The organism is Mesorhizobium sp. NPDC059054 (genome assembly GCF_042739215.1).
Lineage (GTDB): Bacteria > Pseudomonadota > Alphaproteobacteria > Rhizobiales > Rhizobiaceae > Mesorhizobium.
Genome location: NZ_JBHYHV010000001.1, coordinates 630,759 through 650,716, shown reverse-complemented (window position 1 = coordinate 650,716; position 19,958 = coordinate 630,759). Strand labels below are relative to the sequence as shown.

Genomic DNA, 19,958 nt, shown 5'->3' with positions numbered 1-19,958 from the left:
GAATTGATTGCTGTAGCAGGGCACACGCCGCTGTCCAGCGGGGAAGACGTCAGTTCGTCAGGCCAATCTCGCGCATCTTGGCATACACCGCCTCGTCCGGCTCGCCGGTTTCGGGCAGGCCGAAAAGTGCCTGGAACTCGCGGATAGCGGATTTTGTACGTCCACCAATGACGCCGTCCGTCTTGATATCGTTGTTGCCGAAGGCCCGCAGGCCGGCCTGGATCTTCACGATGCGGGCGTTGAGTTTCTGCTGATCCTGCGCGGCGTTCGTAGCAGGCTGCCTGGCTACGGCACCGGTCACCTCGTTGCGCGGCGCCGGCTGCGGCACCACGGATGCAGTGGTGGATGCGATGCCAAGCTGGTCGAGCAGCGCCTCGTCGATGTTGCCGGAAACGGGCAGCCCCATCTTCTGTCGATAGGCCTCGATCGCCTTGCGCGTCGCAGGTCCGGTCAGTCCATCGAGCGTGCCATCGTAGTAGCCGATGTCTTTCAAAACACCCTGTACGCGCTGCACGATCGGGTCGCTCTTGGCCACGACCGCGGCCGGAGATGCCGTGTCCTGCCCAGCGGACGCCTGTGGTTCGGGGCGCTCGATGTTGATCGTCGTTTCCGGCTCCACTTGCGTGGGCACTGGAAAATGCTGGTAGCTGCGCGTGGCGAAAAAGGCACCGGCGTGCAGGCCGGGCTGGTACCAGAGCGCATTGGCCGAGACATAGAACAGCGTCACCAAGAAGGCCGTCGAGCCGCCGACCAGTACGGGATTGTTGGCGATAGCCTCGCCCAGCGCCGCGGTTCCAGCCTGCAGCATCCCGGGGCGCTGCTTGGCTCGCGCGCCCTTCTTAGGCTGTCTTGCGGAGCGGGCCAAGGCCGACCTCCTTTTCGTTCCTGGGCTGCGAAAGCGGCAGAACCGTCGGCTTGGCCGCACTGCCCTTCGGACCATCCACAGGCAGGCTGATCGTCACCTTGGTGCCCTCACCTGGCGCACTCTCGATCGACATCGTGCCGTCGTGCAGACTGACCAGCCCCTTCACCAAGGACAGGCCAAGCCCGGTGCCTTCGAAGCGTCGGGTATAGTCGTTCTGGATCTGCATGAACGGCTTGCCGAGATTGCAGAGGTCGGCTTCGGCGATGCCGATGCCGGTATCGCTCACCCAGAAATGCAGCCGCGAGCCAAGCCGGCGCGCGCCGATCGACACGGCACCGCCATCCGGCGTGAACTTGATGGCGTTCGAGGTCAGGTTGATCAGTATCTGCTGCACGGCGCGGCGATCTGCATTGATCTCTCCGGCATCGGCCGGGATCTGCGCGGTCAGCTTGATATGCTTGGTCTCGGCCTGAATGCGCATCATCGACTGGCACATCTCGACGGCATCGACGAAGCGGAAAGGTTCAGGCTGCGCCGAATAGGCACCCGATTCGATGCGCGAGACATCCAGGATCGAGGTGACCACTGCCAGAAGATGCTGGCCGGAATCGCGCACGAGCTCGACATATTCCTTCTGACGCGGGTCCTTGAAGCCGCCAAATATCTCATTGAGCAGCATGTCCGAAAAGCCAATGATGGCATTGAGCGGCGTGCGCAGCTCGTGACTGACGGCTGCCAGGAAACGGCCCTTGGCGACATCGGCACCGGCTGCGGATTCCCGCGCGGTATCGAGCGCTTCCCTCAGTTCGACGGTCTCGTCATTGGCACGCAACAGCGCGACGATGTCATCACCTGCGCGCATCAGTTCCAGGAGGAACGGCCTGTGGTTGGCGCCGACATCAGCGGCGTCGCCCTTCGGCAAACGCATGCGCAGTTCAACTCGGCGCAGCGCCGCACCTTCGCGCATATCGGCCAATGCCGACAGATAGGCAACGCGATCGGCCAGATGAACGCGGTCGAACAATCCGGTGCCCGAAAGCAGTTCCGGTGCAAGCTTCAGCAGGGCTCGCGACTGGGAAGACGCCTCCAGCACCTCTCCGTTCTGGCCCATGCGCAACACGACGGCGTCGATAATATCTTCGAGGCGCACCTGCTCCTGCACCGTCTCGCGAGAGGCCAGAGCCTGACCAAGTCCACGGGCGAGCGGCAACAAGGTGAGCATCCAGGCGATCGGAAACAGCCAATGCCAGGCTGCAGGTGCTGCCGCCGGCAACAACGGCATCAGCGCAAACTGAACGGCGATTGCGGCAAGGGCCGCAATAATGCCGAATCCGGCTGCGCGGCGCTTGCTGACAACGAAAAAAGCTTCTGCCGGGAGGGCCAGCGCCAGGACGACCAGCGGCGAGGCAAGTCCACCGCCTGCCGCGATCAAACCCGCCAGGCCAATGGATGCGGTGGCGAGTGCAACACCCGCAGATGGCACGAGCCGTCCGGTGGCGGCAACCAACAGCGCCATGAACCAGGAGAGACCGAAGATCGCAAAGATGGTGGCCACGGTCACGCCGGCGCCAAGCCTTGCCGTGACCAGAACCACCGCCATGCTCGCGGCCAGGAAAGGTGCCGCAAGCATGAGACCGATGAAGCGACGTTGCATACGGCGCGCCACTGGGTCGATGACGGACGTGTGCACGAGGCGCTCGCAGCCAGCGGCCACGGCGTCGGGCAAGTCAGCATATCGGGTCGCAATCGAATTCAACGCAACGCACTCTCGACTGTCTGCTTTGCAGATCACTTTTGGTTGGTTTGAAACTCGCATCCAGCGTTTAAGGAATGAATAAAACGGAGCCTGACGACGACATCTCGACGGCGAATATCGGCATCGAGCAGCCGTCGTGCCCAGCCGATTGCGGTCATGGTAAACACGCGGTTAGCCGGGCCAGTTTGCCGGTCCCATGGCTATTTTCGCACCACCCGGGAATGATGCCAAAAAAGACGAATAAAGACAGAGAGTTAGGTGGTTACTACCGCCCTAATGGAAACGCTCCCAATTTGGCGCTGCCCAAATCAAAAATCATTCCTTACCCGATCGTCTAAAATTTGAAGAAAATTCTCGGTTAGGCTGCAAGCCGTCCTTTGTGTGACTGTGTCAGGATCAATCTCAACAAACGAGATCGCGGCACAAGGATGCGCGATCCGGTCGCAACGAGAGAGGGTCACATCATGTTCTTCCTGCTCAGAGCCGCTTTCTGGTTCTCACTGGTACTGCTCGTATTGCCTTTCAGCATCGGTTCGGATGAACAGGGCCGCGAGAGCGTCAATCCCATCCAGGCATTGCTGGCCGCGCGCGACGCCGTCGGCGACCTCGCCGGCATGTGCGAGCGCAAGCCCGACGTCTGCGAAACCGGCAAAGCCGCCATGCACACCATCGGCGTACGCGCCAAGGAAACCGCCCGTATCGCCGCCGATATGCTCGATGAGCAGCCTGCCGAGCAGGTGGCGCGACCAGCCGAGACCGTTCCCGCCACTGACCGGACCACCATTACGGGGAGCGTGATCCCGACGCCGTCGGCCCGCCCCGATCCGAACAGCTGATCACGATACGCCCGGTCTCCAACATTCCCTTGCCGACCATCGGCATCACCGCAGGCGCCTCCCTCTCGGCATCTGCGGTTTTTCTTTTTTCCGTGACTGTGTTGGGTGTCGTGACTATATCGCCAACATGACCACGACGATCGACGCCATCCGCGACGACTTCTCCCTGCTCGACGAGTGGGAGGACCGCTATCGTTACGTTATCGAACTGGGCGAATCCCTGGCCGAATTCCCCGAAAGTGCGCGCGTGCCCGCCAACAAGGTGCCGGGCTGTGTCAGCCAGGTCTGGCTGACAACCGAACGCAGCGGCGGTGCGGACCCTATCCTGACGTTCCAGGGTGATTCCGACGCGCACATCGTGCGCGGACTGGTCGCAATCATGCTGGCGCTGTTTTCGGGCCGCCCCTCCAGCGAAATCGTCAGGACCGACGCTGAGGCCACGCTGAAAGCGCTGGGGCTGGACGAACACCTTTCGCCGCAGCGCGCCAACGGCCTGCGGTCGATGGTCAAGCGCATCAAGCATGACGCCGAAGCGGCACTGACACAGGCTGCCTGAACTTCCCTTCGGATCACGCAATCCGCTCCGCTCTCAAAGTCCGGCTTCTCCAAGGCGAGACGCGGACTGCAGGCGAATTGAGCGCTTGCGCGAGAAGAGAGCAAACAAAAAGCAAAACGGCGCCCAAAGGCGCCGTTCGAAAATACCGTTTCGAAGTATACCCCCAGGATACTTCGGATGGACCTCAGCGCCCCTTGCGCTTGCGACCCAGGCCCATCTTCTTGGCAAGCTGCGAACGAGCGGCCGCGTAGTTCGGCGCTACCATCGGATAGCTGGCATCCAGGCCCCACTTCTCACGGTATTGGTCCGGGGTGAGCCCATAGTGGGTCATCAGATGGCGCTTGAGCGACTTGAACTTCTTGCCGTCCTCGAGGCAGACGATATACTCGTCGTGGACCGAACGCTTTGGATTGACGGCCGGCTTCTGCTTGTCGGCAGGTGGCTGTTCCACCGTTCCTCCCACCCTGCCCAGGGCAGCGTGAACATCGGCGATCAGATTAGGCAGTTCACCAACAGGAACAGGATTGTTGCTGACATAGGCGGCAACGACGTCCGCGGTAAGTTCGATCAGCATATCGCTATTTCTAGGGGGCGTTTCGGCAATATCCATATCGTTCTGGTCCCAACGAGAGTTAAGTCTTGCCCATTCTTCAGAGGGCATCGCACGATTCTCCACAGGGCGCGCCCATGAGTCGTGTCACGCAGCCTTAATGGACTTCATGGGCAAGTAAGTCAATTCATCCTCTGACTATATTAATACTAATCAATCAAATATTCTTGGACGAATGGATATTTTTCGTACTACGTACACATTTCCCATTCTCCCTTAGGCCTAATCAACGACACTCCTGCAGAATTTCTTGAACTATTTCCAAAGTGTTGCCCGAAAGGTTCTTGGACAGCCTGACGTCCTTGGCCGCAACAGCGCCCTACGCCACCATCGCGGATCAAAGCGCGCGCCCCCTTGAACGGAAGGCAGCCAGCGTGTTCAGTCAAATTTGGATTCCACAGCATGAGACACGGATGACCCGAAAAGCGATCTTCCCACCGGCCGAGGCACCGCAGGCGAAAAAACAGCCCCGTTCCGATACCCACCACGGCATTACCCGAACAGACGATTACGCCTGGTTGAGAGCGGACAACTGGCAGGAGGTTTTCAAGGATCCGTCGGTACTCGCGCCCGAGATCCGGACCCATCTGGAGTCCGAGAACACCTATCAGTCAACGCTGATGGCGGACACGGTCGAGCTGCAGAAGGTGCTGTTTGCCGAGATGAAAGGGCGCATCAAGGAAGACGATTCCTCCGTACCGATGAAGGACGGGCCATTCGCCTATGGGTCCTCGTTCAAACTCGGCGGCGAGCAACCGCGCTATTTCCGGATGCCGAGAGACGGCGGCGAACAGCAGATCCTGCTCGATGGCGATCTGGAAGCCGAGGGCAAGGCCTATTTCCGCCTCGGCGGCGTCGACCACTCGTCGGATCACGAGAAATTGCTCTGGTCCTTCGACGACAAGGGCTCGGAATTCCACACACTGCTTGTACGCGACATCGCCACGGGCAAGGACCTTGCCGATCGTATCGCGGATACCGGCGGTGGCGGCGTCTGGTCAAAGGACAATAGCGGCTTCTTCTATACAAGGCTGGATGCCAACCATCGCCCTTCCAAGACTTTCTACCATGCAATCGGCAGCGACGAACAAGAAGATCGGCTTGTCTATGAAGAACAGGATCCTGGTTTCTTCATGAATGTCGGCGGAACGCGCAGCAACGAATGGATCATGATCGGCATCAACGATCACGAGACATCGGAATACAGGCTGCTGCCCGCCAACGATCCGACAGCAGAACCGAAGCTGGTGGCCGCTCGTGAAATCGGGCTGCAATACGATCTGGAGGAAGGCGGCGATGTCTTCTTCATCCTGACCAATGCCGACGGCGCCAAGGATTTCAAGATCATGGCCGCCCCTGCGCATGATCCCGTCAGGACGAACTGGAAGGAAGTCGTCCCGCATGAACCAGGGCGGCTGATCCTCTCCGTCGTCGGCTTCAAGGATTATCTGGTACGGCTGGAACGCAAGGACGGGCTGCCACGCATCGTCGTGCGCGAGCGGGCAAGCGGCGAGGAACATCTGATTTCCTTCGCCGAAGAAGCCTTCTCACTCGGTCTCTCGGGCTCCTATGAATATGACACCGACGTGATGCGGTTTTCCTATTCATCGATGACGACGCCGGCACAGGTGTTCGACTACGACATGCGCACAAGGCAGCGCACGCTTCTGAAAACCCAGGAAGTACCGTCCGGGCATGACGCCAGCCACTACGTCACACGTCGGCTGATGGCGCCTTCGCATGACGGCGAACTGGTTCCAGTGTCGCTGATCCACCATCGCGACACCGCAATCGACGGCTCGGCGCCCTGCCTGCTTTACGGCTACGGCTCCTACGGCATCACCATCCCGGCTTCGTTCAACACCAACTGCCTGTCACTGGTCGATCGCGGCTTCGTCTATGCGATCGCCCATATCCGCGGCGGCAAGGACAAGGGCTACGCCTGGTACGAAGATGGCAAGCGCGCCAACAAGAAGAACACCTTCAAGGACTTCATCGCCGTCGCCCGGCATCTGACAGCCGAACGCTATACCAGCCACGATCGCATCGTGGCGCAGGGCGGTTCTGCCGGCGGCATGCTGATGGGGGCGATCGCGAATATGGCGCCGGAGGCTTTCGGCGGAATCATAGCCGAGGTGCCGTTCGTCGATGTTTTGACCACCATGCTCGACGAGACCTTGCCTCTGACGCCGCCTGAATGGCCGGAATGGGGCAATCCGATTGCTTCGGAAGCAGACTACAAGACAATCGCGGCCTATTCGCCCTATGACAAGGTCGGCAATTTGGACTATCCGCCGATCCTAGCCGTCGCTGGCCTTACCGACCCACGCGTGACCTATTGGGAGCCGGCGAAATGGGCGGCGAAGCTGCGTGAACTGAAAAGCGGCGATAGTCCGGTTCTATTCAAGATCAACATGGATTCGGGGCATGCGGGCGCCTCGGGCCGCTTCTCGCGGCTGGAGGAGGTCGCGCTGAACTACGCGTTCGCGCTGAAGGTAACGGGCAAGCAGATCGCGTAGCAGCCGGCTTGCCACTCGGACGGCCGGCACATAGAATAGCTAAATGCTTCACTATTCGTCCAAATCGTCGCCGCCACCTGTCCCGACAGACGCGCTCAGCCAAATCCTCCAGGATTTTCGGCTGAGCGGCGTCAGCTATGGCCGTTGCGAGCTCCGCCATCCATGGAGCATCACCTTTCCCCAGCAACCTTTGCTGCGATTTCACTTTGTCAGCGACGGGCCGTGCTGGGTACACACCGAGGCCAAGGGCTGGCAGGAGCTACGCGCGGGCGATCTCGTGCTGCTGCCACAAGGCGTCGAGCACCGCCTGGCCAGTTCGCCGGAAGTTACTGGCGACTGCATGACGAGTTGCGAGGTAACCAAGCATGGCGGCAATGTCTGTGAAGTGGTGCAGCAGGGCGAAGGTGCCGCCAGCGTGTTGTTTTGTGGCTCGATGGCGTTGGGAGCCTATGCCCTGCACCCGCTGATCAGCCTGATGCCCGTAATTATCAAAGGCTGCGACGTGGCCGCCAACGACCCGATCGTCAGTCCCTTGCTGGAGGCCATGGCACAGGAGGCATGCCACCCCAAGATGGGCGGCGCCACCATATTGTCGCGCATGGCCGACCTGCTTACCGCCCGGCTGATACGCTGCTGGGTCAAATGCCATGACAGCTCGACCACCGGTTGGCTCGCGGCCATTCGCGACCCCCATATCGGACGAGTGCTCGTGGCGATGCACCGCGACCCCGGCCATAACTGGACCCTGGAAAGTCTCGCGGGCCTGGCTGGCCAATCGCGCTCGGTTTTCGCGGAGCGCTTCAGCGCCATCCTCGGCGAAGGCGCGGCGCACTATCTGGCTCGCCTGCGCATGCAGCTAGCGAAGGAACTGCTAGGACAGGGCGATCTTTCGGTCGCCGAAGTCGCCACCCGCTTGGGCTATGAGTCGGAAGCTTCCTTCGCGCGCGCGTTCAAACGCATTACCAACGTCTCGCCTGGCGTTGTGCGACGCACAATTTCCGGACGAATGGACATGGAATTCGGATTTTAAGGTACAGATCATCCTATAAAGCGTGTTTATGAAGATCTCCAAACCTTGGAGACCTTCATATGACGGACACAACCCTATCGCTTGATCGCGCCGCGATAGATAACGAACCGGACGCGTCGGACGAAACGTCCTGGAGCGCCACGACCTGGCTTGCAGTTCTGTCGATGGCCGCCACCAGCTTCGCGCTGGTATCGGCTGAATTCCTGCCGGCGGGCCTTTTGACACCAATGGCGCGCGATCTGGGTATCAGCGAGGGAACGGCCGGGCAGGTCGTCACCGCCACCGCCTCGGTGGGCGCCGTGGCGGCGCTGCTGAGCAACGTTCTCATCGGCAAATTGAACCGCAAGACGGTGCTGATTGGCCTCAGCGCACTGGCGATCGGCTCCAACATTCTTTCGGCTCTGGCAACGGACTTCTGGCTGCTGCTGCTGGGTCGCGCCGGGTTGGGCATCTCGATCAGCGCCTTCTGGGCGCTGTCGGTCGCGGTCGTGGCGCGGCTGGTTGGCGCTAACGCGACTGGCCGGGGCATGGCCATCGTCACCCTCGGCGTCTCGCTGGCCACCATCGCAGCGCCGTCGCTCGGCGCGCTGATCAGCGACTGGCTGGGTTGGCGTGTCGCCATGGCGATGACGGCGGCGCTCGCCGCGCTTGCCATGCTGCTGCAGTTCATCAGCCTGCCGACCTTGCCGGCGGCCGCGAGCAACAGCCTGGCCGACGTGCTTCGGCTGACGCGCCGGCGCGGCATCCAGTTCGGCATGCTGGCCATCCTCGTGCTGATGACCGGGCATTTCGCGGGTTCGGTCTATGTGCGCCCGTTTCTTGAAAAGGTGACACTGCTCGGCACAGGCCCGATCGCACTGGCGCTGCTCGGATTTGGCATCGCCGCCGTGGTCGGCAACATTGCCGGCGGGCGCATGGCGGACGCCAATATCCGCATGGCTCTGGTTACCACCTCGATCCTGATGGGGCTCGCCGCGCTCGTGCTGGTGTTATGGGGCGCGCATATCGGCATCGCCTTCGGTTTCGTCACGCTTTGGGGCTTCGCCTTCGGCATGGCGCCGGTCGTATTGCCAACCAATCTGTCGCGCGCGGCGCCCGACGCGCTGGAGGCCTCCGGCAGCCTGATGGTCGTCTCCTTTCAGGTCGCCATCACCACCGGCGCGGTTGTCGGCGGCTATATCGTGGACACTTACGGCGCATCGGCGCCTTTGACCCTTACCGCCATTCTCGCAGCGGTAACGGCGGTCCTGGCGCTACTGCAGCCGCGCGGATGAAACCTTGCCTTGCCCCGCCGGCGCATAATGGCGGGGCAACTGCTGGCGCGAACTTCTTCCTCGGGAGCGCCGTCGAAGGCTTCTAACCCTGCGGTTTCGTCGCGTGGTATCCGTCCTTATGCGCCGGGATCGCCTTGAGATAGGCGGCGATCGCCGCGCGGTCTTCGGGTGTGAGCTGCGCCATATTCTGTTGCACGTCGGCCATGGCGCCGCCGGCGGAATCGAATTCCGGCGTGAAACCGGTTTCGAGATAGTTGGCGATATCGGCTGCCGACCAGTCGCCGATGCCGCCTTCGCCACCGGTGATATTCGGCACGATGCCGTCACCTTCGGCCGCCTTTGCGCCGGCCAGCCATTCACCCTTCTTCGCCCCCCCAAACATGGCGCGCGGAGTGTGACATTCGCCGCAGTGGCCGGGTCCCTCGACCAGATAGCGCCCGGCGAGAACGTCAGCCGGCGCGTCGGTGGCAAGCGCAACCACCGGGCTGCTGTCCAGATAAAGCTGCTTCCACAATCCAATGCCGCGCCGGATATTGAAGGGGAAGGAGAGCGACGGGGCAGCCGCTTTGCCCGGCACCGCCGGCAAGGTTTTCAGGAAGGCATAGAGATCGGCTACGTCCGACAACTTCATGCGAGCGTAAGACGTATAAGGAAAGGCCGGATACAGATGCTCACCCGCCGGCGAGACGCCGCGCATCATCGCGTTGGCAAAGTCTTCCATCGACCAGCCGCCGATGCCGTCGGCCCTGTCCTGCGAGATGTTCGGCGCAACGAAGGTGCCGAATTCGGTTTTCAGTTCGAGCCCGCCGACAAGTTCCAGCCTGGCGTCGCCTTCCGCCTTCGGCCGGGCATGGCAGGAGGTGCAGCCGCCGGCATAGAAGATGCGCTGGCCGCGCGTGGCGTCGCCCGGGCCAAGTTCCAACACATCGCCGGCCGTCAATCGAACCGGTTCGGACAGCCACCAGCCGGTGCCTGCCACGATGGCAGCCAGCGCCACGACAGCGCTGGCTATCTTTCCCAACACCGATGCTTCCTCAGCTCTTCTTCAGACGATAGGCCTTGTGGCAGGCGCCGCAATTGGCCGCCACCTTGCCGAAGCTTTCTTTCAGCGCGTCGACACTGGCGGGCGCCGCCGCAACAGCGGCCTTGACGTCGCCCAGATACTTGTCTTCGGCGGCCTTGAAGCCGGCCATGTCTTCCCAGATCTTCGGTGAAGCCTCGGTCTTGCCCTGATCGCTTCCGGCTGGAAACAGCGCGGCCACGTCGAATTTGTCGGCATTGGCTTCAAGCGCCTTCAACTGCTCCAGTACCGCAGCGGCGTCAAAAGCCGCCTCGCCCTTGATGACCTTGGAAAGACCGCCGACGATCTTGCCGCGCTCCTTCATCGAGGCCTCGCGGTCGGCGATCGGGTCGGCAAATGCTGCCGAACCAGCGAAGGCGAGCATTGAGATGGCGAGGACTAGCTTTCTCATTCCGTGGGCTCCGTGATTGAAGAGTGAGGCATATGCCTGCGGACAACGGCCAAGGTGGCGTAAAAATTCCCGAATATCCACCACCGGCGTCGTGAACTTCCGGTGAACGGGCTCGCGCCTCTGCAAGGAACAGCTCAAATACACTGATTTCAAAAAGAAAAAGCCCCACCGAAGCAGGGCTTTTCCGAAGAAAAAGGGCTGTCTCAGGCCTTTTCGTAGAGTTCCAGCACGTAATCCCAGTTGATCAGGCTGTCGACAAACGCCTCGAGATATTTCGGGCGGGCGTTGCGATAGTCGATGTAGTAGGAGTGCTCCCACACGTCGACGCCGAGGATCGGGGTCGCGCCATGCACCAGCGGGTTTTCGCCGTTCGGGGTCTTGGAAATCTCGAGCTTGCCGTTCTTGACCGAAACCCAGGCCCAGCCGGAGCCGAACTGCGTGGTGCCGGCGGCAATGAAGTCTGCCTTGAACTTGTCGTAGCCGCCGAGATCGCTGTCGACAGCCTTCTGCAGCGCGCCGGGCAGCTTGTTACCGCCACCGCCCTTCTTCATCCACTTCCAGAAGTGGACGTGGTTGTAATGCTGGGCCGCATTGTTGAAGAGACCGGCATTCTTGCCGAACGACTGCTTCACCACTTCTTCGAGCGACAGATTGTCGAGACCGGCCTCTGCAGCCAGCTTGTTGCCGTTGTCGACATAGGCCTTGTGGTGCTTGTCGTGATGATATTCCAGCGTCTCCTTCGACATGAAGGGCTGAAGTGCCTCATAATCGTAAGGCAGGGCGGGCAATTCGAAGGCCATGGATAAACTCCCTTGTGGCAAAAAATCAGTGTCGATACCGAAGTAAGATAGGGTTGGATCGGGCAGCGACAACTCCGAAAAACGGAGCGCCGGCCATCTTCTAAAGCATGTCGCGCCAAACTGTGTAGCGGTTTTGCGATAACGACATGCGCAAAATCGAAGCCCTGATGCGCAAGGAGCGAATCTGCAAGATCACGACGCGCATTGGGCTCTCAATTCACCGATGTCGAATGGGCCCAGTCCCAATAAAGCTCGCGCGCCTTCTTGGCGACCGGACCCGGCTGCAGGTCACGATCCTCGATCCGGGTGATCGGCACCACTTTCGAGTGGTTCCCCGTCGAGAAAATCTCGTCCGCCTCGCGGAAATCCTTCACCGTCAGCGTCTTTTCGGTGGTGCGGAAGCCATAGTCGGCGAGCAGCCTGATGGTGCGTGCCCGCGTGATGCCCGAAAGGAAAGTGCCGTTGGCGGCCGGCGTGTAGATGTGGCCGTCCTTGACCATGAAGACATTGGACGAGCCGGTCTCGGCGACATTGCCAAGCATATCCAGCACCAATGCATTGTCGAAGCCGCGCGCCTTGGCCTCCAGGATGGAGCGGCCATTGTTGGGGTAAAGGCAGCCCGCCTTGGCATCCGTCGGCATGGTTTCCAGCGACGGCCGCCTAAAGGACGACACGCCTATCGAAAATCCGGCCGGCGGCAGCATCGGTGCTTCATAAAGACACAGGCAGAACCGCGTCGATTCCGGGTCCGCAGGCACGCCCATGTAACCGCCATGTTCGGCCCAATACATCGGTCGGATATAGACAGCGGTCTTGCCGTCGAACTTCTTCAGCCCGTCCCAGGTGAGGCCGATGATTTCCTCGGGCGTTTTCACAGGCCTCAGCCCGAGCGAAATGGCCGATGCGTTGACCCGGGCAGCATGACGGTCGAGATCGGGCGCAACCCCCTCGAACCAGCGTGCGCCGTCGAATACGCTGGATGCCAGCCAGAACACATGACTGCGTGGACCGACAAGCGCCACATTGCCCTCATGCCAGTCACCATCGACGAAGGTCCATGTGGTTGAAAGCGCTGCTGTCGCTAAAGTCATCGTCATGTTCCATTTCTTGCCGCAATGAGGCTGTGGAGATTGGGCGCACGGCAATGGCCCAGTCAACCGGCATCGCTCGGATTTGCTAAGGCCAGCATCAGAGCGGCAGCTCAGGCGGTCACTTGCATCGTCACGCAGATGTGATCGGAAGGCCCGGGAGAGGAGCGAATGTCAGCCCCTGCAAGCCATGGCGCGTTCGGAACTGTTGCGAATCCACTTGCACTCCGGCGAAAGCCCCCAAAATGCCGTTGCCGATCGGCAACAGTCGCCCGCCCGTCACCGCCTCGCCTCTTTTTGTCCACCTTGCCGCCCGATTCAGAAACGCCTATCGCGCCAACTCAATGGGGAAGCAACCATGCGGGCTTTCGCCCGTTCACGCTTTCTTCGACATATCGAACTATTCCAAGGCCATCATGATCAAGACGCCACCCGCCCTCTCGATGACCCGTCGCGGTTTTTTGAACACCGCCCTGGTCGGCGCCGCGTCGGTGGCGCTCGCAGCCTGCACCACCGTTTCGCAGGAACCGCCACCGGTCACGCCGGTCGCACCTCCTCCCCCGCCGGATCCGATACTGCCGGACTATGCGATCATGTACGGCCCGGTGGTAGACGAGAATTACGAAATCCCGGCTATCCCCTACCGCAAGATCGACCAGCAGTTCCTGCGCCAGGTGGTCCCCGACCCTACCGGGGAGAAGCCGGGCACCGTCGTGGTCGAAACCTCCACCCACTTCCTCTACTTCGTGCTGCCGGGCGGTCGCGCACTGCGCTACGGCGTCGGTCTCGGCCGCGCCGGCTTTGCCTGGTCGGGCGCCGCGGTCATGCAGTGGAAGCGCAAATGGCCGAAATGGACGCCGCCTGAAGAAATGATCAAGCGCCAGCCGGAACTGAGGAAATTCAGTGCCGACAATGGCGGCATGCCGCCCGGCCTGAAGAACCCGCTTGGCGCGCGCGCGCTCTATCTGTTCCAGAATGGCGAAGACACGCTCTACCGTCTGCACGGCTCGCCGGAATGGAGTTCCATCGGCAAGTCTGTTTCCTCGGGTTGCGTGCGCCTGATGAACCAGGATGTCATCGACCTCTACGACCGCGTCAAGAACGGCGCCACGGTGATCGTCACCGACGTCGCTGGCCGGCCGGTTGCGCCAACCGCCCCCGACGAACAGGGCATTCCGATCGACGAGGGCGTGCCAGAAGCGCGGCTGATCGGTCCTGCCGGCCGTTCATGGTTCTAGAGCAAATCCAGGACGCTCTATTCAACGCGATTTGGAATAGTCTTTGAAAAAGCCGCCATCCTGACGGGACGGCGGCTTTTTCGTCTCATGGTTCGGACGGATCACCGCCGCGAGAAACTGCCGAGAATCCCGCGCACGATGGCGCGGCCGAGCGAAGAGCCGACCGAACGCACCACCGACTTGATCGCGGCTTCCGTGACGGTCTGGCGGTTCGACGGCCGTGGGGCACGCTGTCTGCCGGAGGGTTGACGGCTACCGCCACCGAAATCCGGCAATGTCCAGCCGGATCCCTCGCTTTGTGGTGCCTGTGCCTCGGCTGCCTTCTTCTGCAGCATTTCGAAGGCGGATTCCCGGTCGACCGTTTCGTCATATTGGCCGGCGACAGGGCTTTCGGCGATCAGCCTGCGGCGCTCGTCTGCGGTGATCGGGCCAAGTCTGGAGGACGGCGGGCGGATCAGCGTGCGCTGAACCATGGACGGCGCACCCTTTTCCTCAAGCGTCGAGACCAACGCCTCGCCGGTACCGAGCTGGGTGATCGCCTTGGCGCAGTCGAAATCGGGATTGGGGCGGAAGGTCTCGGCAGCCGTCTTCACTGCTTTCTGCTCGCGCGGCGTATAGGCGCGCAGCGCATGCTGTACGCGGTTGCCAAGCTGGGCAAGTACCGTCTCCGGCACATCGAGCGGGTTCTGGGTGACGAAGTAGACACCGACGCCCTTGGAGCGGATCAACCGCACCACCTGCTCGACGCGGTCGATCAGTGCCTTCGGCGCATCGTCGAACAGAAGATGCGCTTCGTCGAAGAAGAAGACGAGCTTAGGTTTGTCGGGATCGCCGATTTCGGGAAGCTGCTCGAACAGTTCCGACATCAGCCAGAGCAGGAAGGTTGCGTAGAGACGCGGATTGCCCATCAGCTTGTCAGCGGCAAGCACGTTGACGGCGCCGCGGCCGTCGCGCGTGGTGCGCATGATGTCGGCGATGCGCAGCGCCGGCTCGCCGAAGAAATTGGCACCGCCCTGCTGCTCCAGGATGAGCAGCGAGCGCTGGATGGCGCCGACCGACAGCTTGGTGACGTTGCCGAAGCGCGCGGCGATCTCGCTGGCACGCTCGGCTATGTTGGCGAGCAGTGCCTGCAGGTCCTTCATGTCGAGAAGCAGCAAGCCCTCTTCGTCAGCGATACGGAAGGCGATGTTCATCACGCCTTCCTGTGCTTCGGAGAGGTTCATCAGTCGCGAGAGAAGCAAGGGGCCCATTTCGGACACCGTGGCGCGTATGGGGTGACCCTGCTCGCCGAACAGATCCCAGAAGATGACGGGGAATTCCTGGAATTCATACGGGTCGAGTTTCACGTCCTTGGCACGCTTGACCAGGAAGTCCTTGGCCTCGCCCACAGCCGCAATACCGGAGAGGTCGCCCTTGATGTCGGCGCAGAACACCGGCACACCAGCATTGGAGAAACCTTCAGCCATGATCTGCAGCGTCACCGTCTTGCCGGTGCCGGTGGCTCCGGTGACCAGCCCATGGCGGTTGCCGTAGCGCAACAGCAGGCTTTCCGGCTCCTGGTAACTATCGTCCGGCTTGCGGCTGGCGCCCAGGAAGATACTCGTCTCGTCAGCCATGTCTCGTCTCCGCAAAGCCGCTGTGCAAATCGTCACAAACCCGTCCCATCGCAGGTATAGTAACGCGACCATCAAATTCAAAGACGTTAGTGACCTCGTTGCGACATTGCGATGCGCGGCAATGGACTTTAGAGTGATTTGAAAGTGGCTGATGCGGCCGGCAGACGAGGACAGGTAATGGGCAGCAAAGCCGTCGATGAACCGAGCGAACCCGACAATCCGCAGCGGCAGCGCTGGCTGGCGCTGGCCGAAAAGGCCCTGGCCGGTGCCTCCTTCGAGGAGAAGCTGGTTTCGCAAACCGATGACGGAATCCGCATCGACCCGCTTTACGGGCGAGCGGCCGGCCGCGAGCATAGCCTGCGCACCAATCCGCTGAAGCCCTGGATCATCTCGCAGCGCGTCGACGATCCCGATGTCGAGCGAGCCCGCCTGCAGGTCGCCGAGGACATCGCACAAGGCGCAACGGGCCTGTCACTGGTATTCGAGGGCGCTCCAAACTCATTCGGATATGGCTTGCCTTATGCACCCGACACGATCGAGCGCGTGCTGGAAGGCGTGCCGCTCGACCAGACCTATCTGCGCGTCGATGTGCACCCGGCGAGCCGGGCGATGGCCGACTGGCTGACCGCGTTTCTGGCCAAGCGTCGTGTCGACCCCGCCAGACTCAACCTCTCCTTCGGCATCGACCCTGCTGCGATTTTCGCCGGCACCGGACGACTGCGCATGTCGATCGAGGCGCTGCAGGCCTCGATGCCGCAGTCGCTTGCACATTTCTTCGCCATGGATGTGCCTGGCGTGCTGCTCGAGGCCGATGGCCGCGTGTTCCACAATTCCGGTGCCACCGAAGCGCAGGAACTCGGCATCATGCTGGCTTCGGCAGTGTCTTACCTGCGGCTGTTCGAGGAGGCGCGGCAGGCGCTGATCTACGCCGCACCGCATATCGGCTTCGCGCTTTCCGTCGACCAGGACCAGTTCCTGTCGATCGCCAAGATCAGGGCACTCAGGCGGTTGTGGACGCGTGTGCTGGAAGCAAGCTCCATCCAGCCGGCGCCAGCAAGCGTACACGCCGAAACCTCTTACCGGATGGTGACGGCGCTCGACCCGGAAACCAACATCCTGCGTTCGACCATCGCCTGTTTCGCGGCCGCCGTCGGCGGTGCGGATTCGATCTCGATCCTGCCGCATACCATTGCGCACGGCCTGCCGGCCGCCTTCGCGCGCCGCGTTGCCCGCAACACGCAGCTCGTCGTGGCACGCGAGAGCCATCTCGACCATGTCGGTGATCCGGCCTTTGGCTCAGGTGGTATCGAAGCACTCACCGACAGCCTGTGCGAGGCGGCCTGGAAGGAATTCCAGCAGATCGAAAAGGAAGGCGGTGTGCTTTCCAGCCTGAAGGACGGCCATATCCAGGGCCGCATCGTCGCCGCTCGCAAAGCCCGCGCCGAAGCCTATCACCGCGGCGAACGCGCCATCGTCGGCACGACGTTGCACCCGTCGAAGACCGAACGGCCGGTGGAGACGCTCGACGCCACGCCGCGTATCGCGCCGACCGACGGAACCGTATTCTGCGAAGCGCTGCCGCCGGTTCGTGACGACCTGGTGGCCGGAGGCACGGCTTGATCCCAGATTTCAGCAAGATGGCCTGGATGGCGCCGCGTACGCCATCGGGCGCGCCCGATGGTATCTGGAAAACGCCCGAAGGCATCGCGGTCAAACGTCAATACGGACAGGCCGATCTCAACGAGCTCGGCGATCTCGATACCTATCCGGGCCTGGCGCCGTTCCTGCGTGGCCCCTACCCGACCATGTATGTCCAGCAGCCCTGGACGATCCGGCAGTATGCCGGTTTCTCGACGGCGGAAGAATCCAACGCCTTCTACCGCCGCAACCTTGCCGCCGGCCAGAAAGGCCTTTCCATCGCCTTCGACCTCGCCACCCATCGCGGCTACGACAGCGACCATCCGCGCGTCGCCGGCGATGTCGGCATGGCGGGCGTCGCGATCGATTCCATTCTCGACATGCGCCAGCTCTTCGACGGCATACCGCTCGGAGAGATGACCGTCTCGATGACCATGAACGGCGCCGTGCTGCCGATCCTGGCGCTTTACATCGTCGCCGCCGAAGAACAGGGCGTTGCGCAGAAAGACCTCGCCGGAACCATTCAGAACGACATTCTGAAAGAGTTCATGGTGCGCAACACCTATATCTACCCGCCAAAACCCTCCATGCGGATCGTGTCGGACATCTTCTCCTACACGTCTCGCAACATGCCGAAGTTCAACTCGATCTCGATCTCCGGCTACCACATGCAGGAAGCCGGCGCGACCGCCGACCTGGAACTCGCCTATACGATCGCCGACGGCATCGAATATGTGCGTGCCGGTGTCGCCGCCGGTCTCGACATCGACAAATTCGCGCCGCGGCTCTCCTTCTTCTGGGCGATCGGCATGAATTTCTTCATGGAAGTCGCCAAGCTGCGCGCCGCGCGCCTGCTGTGGGCTGAACTCATCGAAGAGAACTTCGCGCCGAAGGACCCGCGCTCGCTGTCGCTGCGCACTCACAGCCAGACATCCGGCTGGTCCCTGACAGCGCAGGATCCTTACAACAACATCGTGCGCACGATGATCGAGGCGATGGCGGCCACCCAAGGCCATACCCAGTCGCTGCACACCAATTCCTTCGATGAGGCGTTGGCCCTGCCGACAGACCATTCGGCGCGCATCGCCCGCAACACCCAGATCATCCTGCAGAAGGAAAGCGGCACCACCCGCATCATCGACCCGTGGGGTGGCTCGGCTTATGTCGAGCGGCTGACGCATGAGCTTGCGACCCGCGCCCGCGCCCATATCGAGGAAGTGGAAAAGCTGGGCGGCATGGCAGCAGCGCTCGAAAAGGGCATTCCGAAGCTGCGCATCGAAGAAGCGGCAGCACGCACGCAGGCCCGTATCGACTCCGGCGAGCAGGTACTGGTCGGCGTGAACGCCTTCCGCCCCGAGCGCGACATCGAGGTGGACGTGCTGAAGATCGACAATGCCGAAGTGCGGGCAAGACAATTGTCGAAACTGCAGCAATTGAAAGGCACGCGCGAGGTCGCCGCTGTCGAGACAGCGCTGGATGAGCTTTCGAAGGCTGCGCAGGGCGACGGAAACCTTCTGGAATTCGCCATTCGCGCGGCTCGCGCCAAAGCGACCGTCGGCGAAATCTCGCTGGCGCTGGAAAAGGCCTTCGGGCGCCATGTTGCTTCCGTGCAGATGATTTCCGGCGTCTATCGCGCCGCGCTCGGCGAAAATCCTGAAGTCGACCGGCTACAGGAAAAGATCGCCGCCTTCGAGAAGAAGCACGGCGCCAAGCCGCGCATCTTGGTCGCCAAGCTCGGCCAAGACGGCCACGATCGCGGCCAGAAGGTGATCGGCACGGCGTTTGCAGACCTGGGCTTCGACGTGACTGTCGGCGCCATGTTCCAGACGCCGGAGGAGATCGGCAAGCTGGCGGTGGAGAACGACGTCCACATCGTCGGCGTCTCCTCGCTCGCCGCCGGTCACCTCACGTTGGTCCCAGAGCTCAAGGCGGTACTGAAGAAACTCGGCCGCGAAGACATGCTGATCGTCGCCGGCGGCGTCATCCCACCGCAGGATTTCGATGCTGTTCTGAAGGCTGGTGCCGCCGAAATCTTCCCGCCCGGCACGGTGATCCCGGAAGCGGCGGAACGGCTGGTGGATAGGCTGCTCGATTAAAACCCCGCCACGTACCCGGTCTCGGTTTTCGACGATCGGTTATTGCAGCCCGACCACTTCCCACTCGCGGCCATTGACTGCTGCCGTATCGCCAATGCTCTTGCCGAACAGGGCCAGCGCCATGGGCGAGACATGCGAGATCGAGCCCTTGGCGGGGTCGGCCTCGTCTTCGCCGACGATCTTCCATGTCACCTGTTTGCCCGCCTCGTCTTCCAACGTCACGCTCATGCCGAAACGTACGACGCCGCCATCCGGTCCGGGAACGGATAGCTCCGCGCTTTCGCGCCGGGCGTTCCAATAGCGCAGGTCACGCGAAACCAGCGCGATGCGCTCGCGGTCGCTTGCCGCTTCGGCACTGGCCAATGCCGCGCGCAGGGACGCCACTTCGGCATCGATCATCGCCAAGCCTTCGACGGTCACCAGGTTGCGATGCGGGCTGACCGGCCGCTCACCGATGCCGGCAATGGCGTTTTCGCTGTCTTCTTCGCGCGTGAAAGCTCTGCTCATAAAGAGAATTTAGGGCCAGCTAGCCAGCTTAACAAGCTTGATCACGTGGCCGGACAA

17 protein-coding genes are annotated in these 19,958 nt (G+C 61.7%); 8 read left to right on the top strand and 9 right to left on the bottom strand.

Annotated features, from left to right (window positions below; all coding sequences use genetic code 11):
- Positions 1 to 49: 49 nt before the first annotated feature.
- The gene (locus ACFWXH_RS03070; RefSeq protein ID WP_379117409.1) at positions 50 to 865 is read right to left on the bottom strand and encodes a peptidoglycan-binding protein; all 816 of its coding nucleotides are present in this window, start codon (positions 863 to 865) and stop codon (positions 50 to 52) included.
- Positions 840 to 2,519: an ATP-binding protein gene (locus tag ACFWXH_RS03065; RefSeq protein ID WP_379118940.1), complete on the bottom strand. Its 1,680-nt coding sequence runs from the start codon at positions 2,517 to 2,519 to the stop codon at positions 840 to 842. The genes ACFWXH_RS03070 and ACFWXH_RS03065 overlap by 26 nt, the downstream gene beginning before the upstream one ends.
- A gap of 566 nt (positions 2,520 to 3,085) precedes the next feature.
- Between ACFWXH_RS03065 and ACFWXH_RS03060 the strand changes: the two genes are divergently transcribed.
- Both ACFWXH_RS03060 and ACFWXH_RS03055 read left to right on the top strand, forming a co-directional pair.
- Positions 3,086 to 3,457: a DUF5330 domain-containing protein gene (locus ACFWXH_RS03060; RefSeq protein ID WP_054309441.1), complete on the top strand. Its 372-nt coding sequence runs from the start codon at positions 3,086 to 3,088 to the stop codon at positions 3,455 to 3,457.
- 127 nt (positions 3,458 to 3,584) lie between these two features.
- Complete coding sequence (locus tag ACFWXH_RS03055; RefSeq protein WP_379117407.1) at positions 3,585 to 4,013, top strand: SufE family protein; 429 nt, start codon at positions 3,585 to 3,587, stop codon at positions 4,011 to 4,013.
- A gap of 184 nt (positions 4,014 to 4,197) precedes the next feature.
- On the opposite strand, the gene ACFWXH_RS03050 is transcribed toward ACFWXH_RS03055, so the two are convergent.
- Entirely contained in the window at positions 4,198 to 4,623 is a 426-nt protein-coding gene (locus ACFWXH_RS03050; RefSeq protein ID WP_054308879.1) for a MucR family transcriptional regulator, read from the bottom strand.
- Between the two features lie 413 nt (positions 4,624 to 5,036).
- Here ACFWXH_RS03050 and ACFWXH_RS03045 point away from each other — a divergent pair, with 413 nt between their 5' ends.
- The 3 genes from ACFWXH_RS03045 to ACFWXH_RS03035 are packed head-to-tail and all read left to right on the top strand — an operon-like array spanning position 5,037 to position 9,446.
- A complete protein-coding gene (locus ACFWXH_RS03045; protein ID WP_379117405.1) occupies positions 5,037 to 7,142 on the top strand; it encodes a S9 family peptidase in 2,106 nt (701 codons plus the stop codon).
- A 43-nt stretch (positions 7,143 to 7,185) separates the two neighbouring features.
- Positions 7,186 to 8,172 (top strand): AraC family transcriptional regulator, encoded by a 987-nt coding sequence (locus tag ACFWXH_RS03040; RefSeq protein ID WP_054308881.1) that lies wholly within the window; start codon positions 7,186 to 7,188, stop codon positions 8,170 to 8,172.
- Positions 8,173 to 8,231: 59 nt separating this feature from the next.
- Positions 8,232 to 9,446 (top strand): MFS transporter, encoded by a 1,215-nt coding sequence (locus ACFWXH_RS03035; RefSeq protein ID WP_379117403.1) that lies wholly within the window; start codon positions 8,232 to 8,234, stop codon positions 9,444 to 9,446.
- 82 nt (positions 9,447 to 9,528) lie between these two features.
- Here the strand turns inward: ACFWXH_RS03035 and ACFWXH_RS03030 are convergent, their stop codons facing one another.
- The 4 genes from ACFWXH_RS03030 to ACFWXH_RS03015 form a co-directional block, all read right to left on the bottom strand.
- Entirely contained in the window at positions 9,529 to 10,470 is a 942-nt protein-coding gene (locus ACFWXH_RS03030; RefSeq protein ID WP_379117401.1) for a c-type cytochrome, read from the bottom strand.
- Between the two features lie 10 nt (positions 10,471 to 10,480).
- Complete coding sequence (locus ACFWXH_RS03025) at positions 10,481 to 10,918, bottom strand: c-type cytochrome (protein WP_379117399.1); 438 nt, start codon at positions 10,916 to 10,918, stop codon at positions 10,481 to 10,483.
- A 203-nt stretch (positions 10,919 to 11,121) separates the two neighbouring features.
- On the bottom strand, positions 11,122 to 11,718 hold the full coding sequence (locus tag ACFWXH_RS03020; protein ID WP_054308885.1) for a superoxide dismutase: 597 nt from the start codon (positions 11,716 to 11,718) through the stop codon (positions 11,122 to 11,124).
- 212 nt (positions 11,719 to 11,930) lie between these two features.
- Complete coding sequence (locus ACFWXH_RS03015; protein WP_379118938.1) at positions 11,931 to 12,809, bottom strand: branched-chain amino acid aminotransferase; 879 nt, start codon at positions 12,807 to 12,809, stop codon at positions 11,931 to 11,933.
- A gap of 413 nt (positions 12,810 to 13,222) precedes the next feature.
- Here ACFWXH_RS03015 and ACFWXH_RS03010 point away from each other — a divergent pair, with 413 nt between their 5' ends.
- The gene (locus tag ACFWXH_RS03010) at positions 13,223 to 14,044 is read left to right on the top strand and encodes a L,D-transpeptidase (RefSeq protein WP_379118936.1); all 822 of its coding nucleotides are present in this window, start codon (positions 13,223 to 13,225) and stop codon (positions 14,042 to 14,044) included.
- A gap of 101 nt (positions 14,045 to 14,145) precedes the next feature.
- Here ACFWXH_RS03010 and ACFWXH_RS03005 read toward each other — a convergent pair whose 3' ends face one another.
- Positions 14,146 to 15,660 carry a helicase HerA-like C-terminal domain-containing protein gene (locus ACFWXH_RS03005; RefSeq protein ID WP_054308888.1) on the bottom strand — a complete coding sequence of 505 codons (1,515 nt, stop codon included), beginning with the start codon at positions 15,658 to 15,660 and terminating at the stop codon, positions 14,146 to 14,148.
- A 177-nt stretch (positions 15,661 to 15,837) separates the two neighbouring features.
- Here ACFWXH_RS03005 and ACFWXH_RS03000 point away from each other — a divergent pair, with 177 nt between their 5' ends.
- Both ACFWXH_RS03000 and scpA read left to right on the top strand, forming a co-directional pair.
- The gene (locus tag ACFWXH_RS03000; protein ID WP_054308889.1) at positions 15,838 to 17,280 is read left to right on the top strand and encodes a methylmalonyl-CoA mutase subunit beta; all 1,443 of its coding nucleotides are present in this window, start codon (positions 15,838 to 15,840) and stop codon (positions 17,278 to 17,280) included.
- Positions 17,277 to 19,394, top strand: a complete 2,118-nt coding sequence (scpA, locus tag ACFWXH_RS02995) for a methylmalonyl-CoA mutase (protein WP_379117396.1) — start codon at positions 17,277 to 17,279, stop codon at positions 19,392 to 19,394. Before ACFWXH_RS03000 ends, scpA begins: the two co-directional genes overlap by 4 nt.
- Positions 19,395 to 19,433: 39 nt before the next feature.
- On the opposite strand, the gene greA is transcribed toward scpA, so the two are convergent.
- Entirely contained in the window at positions 19,434 to 19,901 is a 468-nt protein-coding gene (greA, locus tag ACFWXH_RS02990; protein ID WP_379117394.1) for a transcription elongation factor GreA, read from the bottom strand.
- Between the last annotated feature and the right edge of the window lie 57 nt (positions 19,902 to 19,958).

What these genes read in the sequence shown, in the direction of transcription:
- ACFWXH_RS03065 (WP_379118940.1), bottom strand. Translation starts at nt 2,519, where the DNA reads ATGCAACGTCGCTTCATCGGTCTCATGCTTGCGGCACCTTTCCTGGCC.
- ACFWXH_RS03060 (WP_054309441.1), top strand. Translation starts at nt 3,086, where the DNA reads ATGTTCTTCCTGCTCAGAGCCGCTTTCTGGTTCTCACTGGTACTGCTC.
- ACFWXH_RS03055 (WP_379117407.1), top strand. Translation starts at nt 3,585, where the DNA reads ATGACCACGACGATCGACGCCATCCGCGACGACTTCTCCCTGCTCGAC.
- ACFWXH_RS03050 (WP_054308879.1), bottom strand. Translation starts at nt 4,623, where the DNA reads ATGGATATTGCCGAAACGCCCCCTAGAAATAGCGATATGCTGATCGAA.
- ACFWXH_RS03045 (WP_379117405.1), top strand. Translation starts at nt 5,037, where the DNA reads ATGACCCGAAAAGCGATCTTCCCACCGGCCGAGGCACCGCAGGCGAAA.
- ACFWXH_RS03040 (WP_054308881.1), top strand. Translation starts at nt 7,186, where the DNA reads ATGCTTCACTATTCGTCCAAATCGTCGCCGCCACCTGTCCCGACAGAC.
- ACFWXH_RS03035 (WP_379117403.1), top strand. Translation starts at nt 8,232, where the DNA reads ATGACGGACACAACCCTATCGCTTGATCGCGCCGCGATAGATAACGAA.
- ACFWXH_RS03025 (WP_379117399.1), bottom strand. Translation starts at nt 10,918, where the DNA reads ATGAGAAAGCTAGTCCTCGCCATCTCAATGCTCGCCTTCGCTGGTTCG.
- ACFWXH_RS03020 (WP_054308885.1), bottom strand. Translation starts at nt 11,718, where the DNA reads ATGGCCTTCGAATTGCCCGCCCTGCCTTACGATTATGAGGCACTTCAG.
- ACFWXH_RS03015 (WP_379118938.1), bottom strand. Translation starts at nt 12,809, where the DNA reads ATGACTTTAGCGACAGCAGCGCTTTCAACCACATGGACCTTCGTCGAT.
- ACFWXH_RS03010 (WP_379118936.1), top strand. Translation starts at nt 13,223, where the DNA reads ATGATCAAGACGCCACCCGCCCTCTCGATGACCCGTCGCGGTTTTTTG.
- ACFWXH_RS03005 (WP_054308888.1), bottom strand. Translation starts at nt 15,660, where the DNA reads ATGGCTGACGAGACGAGTATCTTCCTGGGCGCCAGCCGCAAGCCGGAC.
- ACFWXH_RS03000 (WP_054308889.1), top strand. Translation starts at nt 15,838, where the DNA reads ATGGGCAGCAAAGCCGTCGATGAACCGAGCGAACCCGACAATCCGCAG.
- greA (WP_379117394.1), bottom strand. Translation starts at nt 19,901, where the DNA reads ATGAGCAGAGCTTTCACGCGCGAAGAAGACAGCGAAAACGCCATTGCC.